At 40.3% G+C, this 9272-nt stretch carries 7 protein-coding genes; 3 read left to right on the plus strand and 4 right to left on the minus strand.

What is annotated here, in order from left to right; genetic code table 11:
• Positions 1–37: 37 nt before the first annotated feature.
• Both BKK50_RS07495 and BKK50_RS07500 read right to left on the minus strand, forming a co-directional pair.
• The gene (locus tag BKK50_RS07495) at positions 38–2710 is read right to left on the minus strand and encodes a PqiB family protein (protein WP_077416828.1); all 2673 of its coding nucleotides are present in this window, start codon (positions 2708–2710) and stop codon (positions 38–40) included.
• A complete protein-coding gene (locus BKK50_RS07500) occupies positions 2688–3944 on the minus strand; it encodes a paraquat-inducible protein A (RefSeq protein WP_077416830.1) in 1257 nt (418 codons plus the stop codon). Before BKK50_RS07500 ends, BKK50_RS07495 begins: the two co-directional genes overlap by 23 nt.
• A gap of 217 nt (positions 3945–4161) precedes the next feature.
• Between BKK50_RS07500 and metF the strand changes: the two genes are divergently transcribed.
• Positions 4162–5046 (plus strand): methylenetetrahydrofolate reductase, encoded by an 885-nt coding sequence (metF, locus tag BKK50_RS07505; RefSeq protein ID WP_077416832.1) that lies wholly within the window; start codon positions 4162–4164, stop codon positions 5044–5046.
• Positions 5047–5112: 66 nt separating this feature from the next.
• Here the strand turns inward: metF and pgsA are convergent, their stop codons facing one another.
• Complete coding sequence (pgsA, locus tag BKK50_RS07510; protein ID WP_077416834.1) at positions 5113–5685, minus strand: CDP-diacylglycerol--glycerol-3-phosphate 3-phosphatidyltransferase; 573 nt, start codon at positions 5683–5685, stop codon at positions 5113–5115.
• Between the two features lie 103 nt (positions 5686–5788).
• Positions 5789–6391 carry a peroxiredoxin C gene (locus BKK50_RS07515; RefSeq protein ID WP_077416836.1) on the minus strand — a complete coding sequence of 201 codons (603 nt, stop codon included), beginning with the start codon at positions 6389–6391 and terminating at the stop codon, positions 5789–5791.
• A gap of 138 nt (positions 6392–6529) precedes the next feature.
• Between BKK50_RS07515 and metC the strand changes: the two genes are divergently transcribed.
• Complete coding sequence (gene metC / locus BKK50_RS07520) at positions 6530–7720, plus strand: cystathionine beta-lyase (protein WP_077416837.1); 1191 nt, start codon at positions 6530–6532, stop codon at positions 7718–7720.
• 109 nt (positions 7721–7829) lie between these two features.
• Positions 7830–9185 (plus strand): UDP-N-acetylmuramate:L-alanyl-gamma-D-glutamyl-meso-diaminopimelate ligase, encoded by a 1356-nt coding sequence (mpl, locus tag BKK50_RS07525; RefSeq protein ID WP_077416839.1) that lies wholly within the window; start codon positions 7830–7832, stop codon positions 9183–9185.
• Positions 9186–9272 lie beyond the last annotated feature (87 nt).

Below are 9272 nucleotides of genomic sequence, written 5' to 3' on the forward strand. Positions count from 1 at the left end.
GTGCATTTGCTACATAATAGCGAAAATATTCTCCACTTTATTGTTTAGGAAGAGATCCGGAATTCCAACTCTGAGCTTCATTTGGGCGTTTAATTTGCAATAAGAAACGCTGATTTGCCGGTGCTTGCGGTTGAATGACCGTGTTTGATGGTGTGGAGAATGAAATCCCTCCTTTGAGTAATTGTTGAACGCTACCGGTATTAAATTTAGCACCTTGCCAATCCAGAGTGAAGTCATAGCCGGAGGCCACCCAGAATTCGGTGTTTTTACGCACCAGATGCTGATATTTCGGCATAATCGCAATGTGAATTAACACCCGATCACCTAGGCTGTTTAAGTCAAATTTACGAATTGTGCCGACTTCAACACCACGATAAAGCACAGGCGATCCTTCCGTTAAATTCATTGCATCATTGGTTTCAAGAATAAATGGCATTCCGTGACTATATTTATTACGGCTTGCAGTGGTTTGTGTAAGGTTAAACTGTGTTTTTGTTTTTCCATTTCCCACTTCTACATCAATATAGGGTTGCAAAAGGCTATCTAGATTTTCAATGGCACCGGCAGAAATTTGTGGCGAAATGATTTTAAAGGTTGATCCTTCTTTGGCGATTATTCCCATATAGTTCGGGTTAATGAAGGCTTTTGCCGTGATCTTGCGTGATTTTGCATCTAATGTCACATTTTCAACCTCACCGACAGATAACCCCAAATAACGTAAACTTATGCCTTTGCTGAGATTGGTGGCATCATCGGTGGTAAGGGTAATAATTTGTCCGGCAGATTTTGCTCTCAGTTCATTGGCATATAAGGTGGTATTTTTTCCTGAACCTGTATTATCAAAGCTAATAGCACCTTTTAATGAACGGGCAATGGGCGTTGCCTGAATACTGATACCTTTTGGCGTAATATCAACCTGTGCTGCACTTTCCACCCAAAAGACACTTTTATCGGTCAGTAAATGTTTGTAAGGCGGATAGATATAAACATCAATATTGAAATGGTTGATTTGGGGTTGAATATTGGTGATTTTACCCACTTCATACTGGTGATAAAGCACAATGGAGCCCTTGCTGATACTCGGTAACGTAGGGGTTTTTAAGGTAATGCTTGGTTCAACCAAATTGCCGGTAATCCCATATTCCGCATTTTGTGCGTCTTTATAAAGTGGATAGGTTTTTAATGCTTCACCTAACCCTTTTTTAGCAATAATGCGGATGCCTCCTTGTAGCCATTTTTCAGGATTGGCGGCTTCAAAGCGTACACCGTTAGCATCAATATTTATATCAAGATTTGATGCCGCAACAAAAAGGGTATTAGGATTAATTAAATTACGATAGGTTGAGGCGATGGCAACCTCGTATTCTACACCATCAATACCTATTTTTTGGCGGATAATTTCACCGATCGCAATATTGTTATAGTAAACGGATTGACCTTCCGAGACCCCATAGCTTTCAGGTGAAGTTAATTTCACGACTAAAGTATTTGGGGCTTTCAAAAGTAACTCATTTTCTTTAATGACATCAAATACTAATTGTTCACTGCCTTCACCTGGAATAATTTCAAAATAATCACCACGAAAAAGTCGCTGCGGATCGGTTAAATCCCCCAAGCTTGGTTTTTTATTACGAAGAACAATGCGTGTATTGGTTTTTAATAAATTGGCTTGGTTTGGATCGATAAGCAATGTTCCTTTTAATATACTGTCATCATTTTCAATGGTTGTGAGTGCTGAAAGTACACCAATCTTGTGATCTTGGTAATAGACATCATTACGTCCTGCTTCTAAACCGGCAACCGTAGGAATTGTTATTTCAACATTAATTCCTCGTTTTGCCGCTTGTAAATTGGCATAAAGCGTATAACTTGTATTTTCGGTCGCCTCAGGGCTGTTTGAAGGCGAATCAAAAGAAACCGCCCCTTGTACAATGGAATTGACACTTTCCATATTAAAGTTTAAGCCTGCCGGCGTAATGTTTGCGGAGATTCCGCTAATATTCCAAAAACGTGAGTCTTTTTTGACAAAACGGGCATATTCTTTCTCAATAACTACATCAATTTCGACTTTATTATCCTTATTAAAGCGGTAATCATAAATTTTCCCGACCGGTAATTTTTTGAAATAAACCGCTGCGCCAATGGAGATTGAGCCAAGATCATCGGAAACTAAATGAATCAGCAGATCGCCGGGTGTCACTTGGGCTATCGGTCCTTTTTCTTGAGCGATAAATTCATCTTGGCTATCACCATCGCCCGGTTGGAGTGTAATGTAGTTGCCTGATACCAGGGAGTCTAATCCGGAAATCCCCGCCAGAGAAACACTGGGTTGTACGACCCAGAATTTGGTATGTTCACGCAGCACGCCTGTGGCTTCAGGATAAATATTGGCAAGCACTTCAACTTTTTGCATATTGTCGGTGAAGTTGACTTTTTTCACCACACCGATTTGTAATCCTTGATAGCGAATAGGGGTTTTATCGGCGACTAAGCCTGCGCCGTTTGTAAAGGTAATTTTGATGCTCTTTCCTTGTTCTTCAACGATCTGAAAAAACAGGATTGCGCCAATGCACAGGGCAATAAACGGCAATAACCAAAAGGGAGAAACTTTTCGGTTTTTGCGTAAAATCGCTTGAATCGCTTTGTATTGTGAGGCGATACCTGGCGGATAACTTTTCGAATGTTCGTTATTTTGTTGTTTTTCTGTCATAAATTTTCCAAATAAGTCGGCTATCAAATTGTGAGGTTGACATCATAGTGAGAAAAACAGCAGCACCAAAATAAAAGGCTGCCGGACCCACGGTGAAATTAATAATTTGTCCTCGTGTAACCAGTGACATCATTAATGCAAGAACAAATAAATCCAGCATTGACCAACGGCCCACGAAATGAACGATATGTAATAGGCGCATTTGCCATTTTATAGAATGCTGCCATTTGAAATGAACGCTGGCGAGTAAATACAGCATAATGAAAATTTTGCTTATCGGTACAAAAATACTCGCAAAGAACACGACAAAGGCGACAAAGTAGCTTTTCATCGCAATGAATGAAATCACACCGGACATTAAGGTATCTTCCGATAATGCACCAGTTAGATAGACACCGGATATGGGGAGTAAATTCGCTGGAAAGAGCATAATAATACCGGCAATAAGCAGCGCCCATGTTCGTTGCAATTTAATGGATTCGGGAATATCTAAGCGTGAATCACAGCGAGGGCAGTTTGAATGACCATGACTGTGCTTGATCTCTGAATGAGGGAAGGAATAATTGCAGGCGGTACAGAGTTCGATGCCATCATCAATTTCACGAGGTTGCTTGTGTTCCGGATAGAATTCATCCCATAACTCATTGACATTAATTTTAATAAACAAAAGGGTAGTTAAAAGTGCGGTAAAGACAAAAGCCAATAAATAAGTGTTAATTTCTAAAGCGGCATATTCACGCACTTTAAACATCGATACGCCAAGGGCAACGAGATACACATCAAACATCACCCAAGGCTTAATGTAACCAAGAAAGAGTAAAACATTGCGTGGACGAATGCCCAGTAATTTGGAAAACCACAACATTAGCACCAAAATTGCAAAAGAAATCGGCATCAATATGGCACAAACAAACACTAAAAAAGCCGTGTATTGATAGCCGGCGGTGGCCATTTTCCAAATGCCTTCCCACACGGAAGCATCAACCCTAACACCGAGTAAATCAAGGCTTAAGAGAGGAAAGCCCAATGCAAAAGGCATTAAGATGAGGAGAGAAAGGGCGATCATAGCACAGCGATGTAGCGACCAACGCTGGGTTGTCGCTAAAATATGATGACAACGAGGACATTGTGCATGCTCATCCTTTGGTAGGGGATAGGTTATCGAGACGACTTCATCGCATTCGCCACAACGGGCGATTTTATAGCGGATATTGGTGATTTTAGGCGTCGTCATAATGATGTTGTCATAAAAGTGCGGTCAAAAAAATTGGTGTATTTTAGCCCTATTTTCCCTATTTTGTGAAGTTTAAATAAAGAAGTGTTAGGAAGTGTGAGTTTTTTGCACAAAAACTATGGATTTTATTAATGTTTCTTATGAATTTATTAAAATTGACTCATAGACAAAGTTATTTTATCGTAGAGCGACAATATCATTTTATAGGAAGAGTAATATGAGCTATGCAAAAGAAATTAATAACTTGAACCAAAACATTGCAGATTTTAATAAAAAAATCAATGTTTCTTTTGAGTTTTTCCCACCTAAAAATGAAAAAATGGAAACGATGTTATGGGACTCTATTCATCGCCTAAAAGTTCTAGAGCCTAAATTTGTTTCCGTTACTTATGGTGCAAATTCCGGAGAACGGGATCGTACTCACAGTATCGTAAAAGCTATTAAGCAAGAAACCGGATTGGACGCTGCGCCTCATTTAACCGGCATTGATGCGACTGCGGAAGAATTAAAGCAAATTGCGAAAGATTATTGGGATAGTGGCATTCGCCGCATTGTCGCATTGCGTGGTGATGAACCGAAAGGCTATGAAAAGAAACCGTTTTATGCGGCAGATCTCGTGGAATTATTGCGTTCCGTTGCTGATTTTGATATTTCCGTTGCCGCTTATCCGGAAGTGCACCCCGAAGCGAAATCCGCACAAGCGGATTTGATTAACTTAAAACGTAAAATTGATGCTGGCGCAAACCATGTGATTACACAATTTTTCTTTGATATTGAAAGTTACCTACGTTTTCGTGATCGTTGCGCTTCTATCGGGATTGATACGGAAATTGTACCGGGGATTTTACCGGTGACCAATTTTAAACAACTTCAAAAAATGGCTTCTTTCACTAATGTGAAAATTCCAACTTGGTTGGCAAAAGCCTATGAAGGATTGGATGATGATCCGACAACACGTAATCTTGTGGCAGCAAGTGTTGCCATGGATATGGTGAAAATTTTATCAAGTGAAGGCGTAAGTGATTTCCACTTCTACACACTTAATCGTAGCGAACTCACTTATGCTATTTGTCATATGTTAGGAATCCGTCCGAAAGCGTAGCATTGGAAATTAGAAATAGCTGCGATCAGTAGGGGCTGTGATGGTAGAGAGCACAGCCCCTACTGCTTACTGCTCTATGTTTTTATCTTCTATCTCGTCCAATACATTTTCTTTTGCCGCTCTTAGATATTGAATCATAGACCAAACCGTTAAAATGGCGGCAATATAAAGTAAAACTATCGCTAAAATTTCCATATAAGTATTATAACGCCACAATAACCCGCCTAGTGCGAGCATTTGAGAAGTGGTTTTCACTTTCCCTAACCAAGAAACGGCGACTTTGTTGCGTTCTCCCAATTCTGCCATCCATTCCCGCAAGGCTGAAATAATAATTTCACGAGAGATCATAATAATTGCCGGAATCGTGATCCAAAAAGTATGCTGATACTCTACGATCAGCACGAGAGCGGCGACAACCATCACCTTATCCGCTACCGGATCTAAAAATGCACCGAAACGGGTGGTTTGTTTCCATTTACGTGCGAGATAACCATCAAGCCAATCTGTTACACCAGCAATAAAGAAAATGAGCGTGGTAATAAATGGCGCCGATTCCAAAGGCAAATAAAAAGTAATCACAAAAAAGGGAATTAAAATTACACGAAAAATGGTGAGAAAAGTAGGAATATTAAATTTCATAGAAAATTAACCGCACTTTGGTTAGAGATGGCGTTATTTTAAAGGATCTCCGGTTATAAAAAAAGCCACGTAATGTGGCTTTATTGTAAAGATTTGATAAAGATTAAAGTTCATCAGCGTGTTGTTTTAAATACTTCGCTACACCTTCAGGATTGTCTTTCATTCCTTCTTTGCCCTTTTCCCATTGCGCAGGACAAACATCACCGTGTTCTTCGTGGAATTGTAGAGCATCAACCATACGCAACATTTCATCAATATTACGACCCAATGGAAGATCATTAACAACTTGATGGCGAACAACCCCATTTTTGTCGATTAAGAATGAAGCCCGTAACGCAACCCCTTCGGTTGGGTGTTCAATGCCGTATGCTTGTGCAATTTCGTGTTTGACATCAGCCGCCAAAGCATATTTAACTTGACCGATACCACCGTTTTCAGTTGGGGTATTACGCCATGCATTGTGCGTGAATTGGGAATCAATAGAGACACCAACCACTTCAACACCACGTTTTTTGAATTCTTCATAACGGTGATCGAATGCGATTAATTCGGAAGGGCACACAAAAGTAAAATCTAAGGGATAAAAGAAAATTACCGCAGCCTTTCCCTCAATGTGCTTTTTGAAATTAAAATTATCAACAATTTCACCATTGCCTAAAACCGCAGATGAAGTAAAATCTGGTGCTTGGCGAGTTACTAATACCATAGTCATTATCCCTCTTAATAAAAGTTAATAAAAATTTTGCTGATGCAAAATGCGACCCATATTCTAGAAGATTTGACCGCACTTTTACAGCTGTTTTTATTTGCATTAATTAATATTGTCTAAGCTAAGGTGAAATTTATGGCAAAAAATCATTCATTATCAACGACTCTTATCCATGCCGGACGCAATAAACGTGTTACCCAAGGCGCAGTGAATCCGGTGATCCAACGGGCATCATCACTGGTTTTCGACACAATTGCGGAGAAAAAACACTGCACTAAAAATCGTTATAAAGGTGAATTGTTTTATGGGCGCCGGGGGACGCTCACGCATTTTGCGCTGCAAGATTTAATGTGTGAAATGGAAGGCGGTGCAGGGTGTTATCTTTATCCTTGCGGTGCGGCGGCGGTAACCAATGCGATATTGTCTTTTGTGAAAAGCGGTGATCATATTTTGATGAGCGGTGCTGCCTATGAGCCGACACAAGATTTCTGCAATATTATTTTAAAAAAGATGCAGGTTGATACCACCTATTATGATCCTTTAATGGGGGAGAGCATTGCACAACTCATTCAACCCAATACCACCGTACTTTTTTTAGAGGCACCGAGTTCGCTCACCATGGAAGTGCCGGATATTCCGGCCATTGTAAAGGCAGCACGCGCAGTTAATCCTGATATTGTGATTATGATTGATAATACTTGGGGAGCGGGGGTGCTGTTTAAAGCGTTGGAATACGGTATTGATATTTCTATTCAGGCAGGCACGAAATATTTAGTGGGACATTCGGATGTGATGATTGGCACCGCGGTAGCCAATGCTCGCACATGGGATCAGCTGCGTGAACATTCCTATTTGATGGGGCAAATGGTCGATGCCGATTCCGCTTATACCACAGCAAGAGGTATTCGTACGTTAATGGTGCGTTTAAAACAGCATCATGAAAGTAGCTTTAAAATCGCCAAATGGTTGAGTGAACAGCCCCAAGTGAAAGCGGTTTATCATCCGGCGTTGCCAAGTTGTCCGGGTCATGAATTTTTCCAACGTGATTTCCAAGGGGCAAGTGGATTATTCTCCTTTGAATTAACCCAACGTTTAACCGATGAACAAGTGGCGCAATTTATGGATCATTTCAAGCTCTTTACTATGGCTTATTCGTGGGGGGGCTTTGAATCTTTAATTTTATGTAACCAACCGGAAGATATAGCTAAAATTCGCCCAAATATTACAAGAAAACTTACGGGATCTCTTATTCGGGTGCATATTGGTTTTGAAGATCCCGATGAATTAATGGAAGATTTGAAAGCTGGATTTGAACGTATTGTATAATGGGTTGATTGGTGATTGATATCAAAGGGCTTGGCAACAAAGCCCTTATTTACTCATTTCTTCAGTTGATTTATCATACCCGCCGTTTTTAATAGAAAAAGAGATAGCAATGAAACATATTCATATTTTAGGTATTTGTGGCACATTTATGGGTGGCGTTGCGATGATCGCAAAACAAATGGGATATAAAGTCACCGGCTCAGATACCAATGTTTACCCCCCGATGAGCACCTTTTTACAAGAACAACATATTGACATTATTCCTCATTACGATGTGGATCAACTTCAACCGGCACCGGATATGGTGATTATTGGCAATGCGCTAAAACGTGGTAACCCTTGCGTAGAATATATATTAGAAAATCGTTTACCCTACACATCTGGTCCACAATGGTTACATGATCATTTATTAAGAAATCGTTGGGTTTTGGCTGTTTCAGGGACTCATGGTAAAACCACCACAACCGGTATGTTAACTTGGATCTTGGAACAAAATGGCTTGAAACCGGGCTTTTTAATTGGTGGTATTGCCGGTAATTTTGGCATTTCCGCCCGCTTGGGGGAAAGTGATTTCTTTGTTATTGAAGCCGATGAATATGATACAGCGTTTTTCGATAAACGTTCTAAGTTTGTCCATTACAATCCTAAAACCTTAATTATCAATAATATCAGTTTTGATCATGCGGATATTTTTGATGATCTGAAAGCGATTCAGCGCCAGTTCCATCATATGATTCGTACCATTCCGGCAAGTGGGCGTATCCTTTCCTTTGCCAATGAACAAAGTGTAAAAGACACTTTAGCTATGGGGTGTTGGTCTGAGCAACAATTTATCGGGGAAGATAAGGAATGGTTTGCTGAACGTATCACAACGGATGCTTCCCATTTTGCAGTATTCCATCATGGTAAAAAAGTCGCTGAAGTAAAATGGAATGTGGTGGGCGTACATAATATGCATAATGCCTTAATGGCAATTGCCAGCGCCTACCATGCCGGTGTTTCAGTGGAAAAAGCCTGTGAAGCTTTAGGTACTTTTATTAATGCTAAACGCCGTTTAGAAGTGAAAGGTGAGGTAAACGGAATTACCGTTTATGATGATTTTGCCCATCATCCTGAAGCGATTTTAGCTACCTTAACGGCATTGCGTGATAAAGTCGGTGGGGGTGTTCGGATTCTTGTGGTATTAGAGCCACGCTCAAACACGATGAAAATGGGCGTGCATAAAGATGAAATTGCGCCGGCATTAGGTAGAGCGGATGTGGTCTTTATGTTGCAGCCGGATAATATCCCTTGGGAAGTGGCTGAAATTGCCTCACAGTGCATACAACCAGCCTATTGGACGGCCAATCTTGATAAATTAGTGGATATGATCGTGGCAGAAGCACAACCTACGGATCATATTTTGGTGATGTCAAATGGGAGTTTTGGCGGCATTCATCAAAAGATTTTAGATAAACTAAAATAATTTTTTGTAAAGTGCGGTGAGAAAATAAAGTGTTTTTCGGTATTATGTAGCAAATGCACAAAACAGAAATTTTAACCAAAACGTAGG

It is taken from the genome of Rodentibacter rarus (assembly GCF_001998965.1).
In the GTDB taxonomy this organism is placed as follows: Bacteria; Pseudomonadota; Gammaproteobacteria; order Enterobacterales; family Pasteurellaceae; genus Rodentibacter; species Rodentibacter rarus.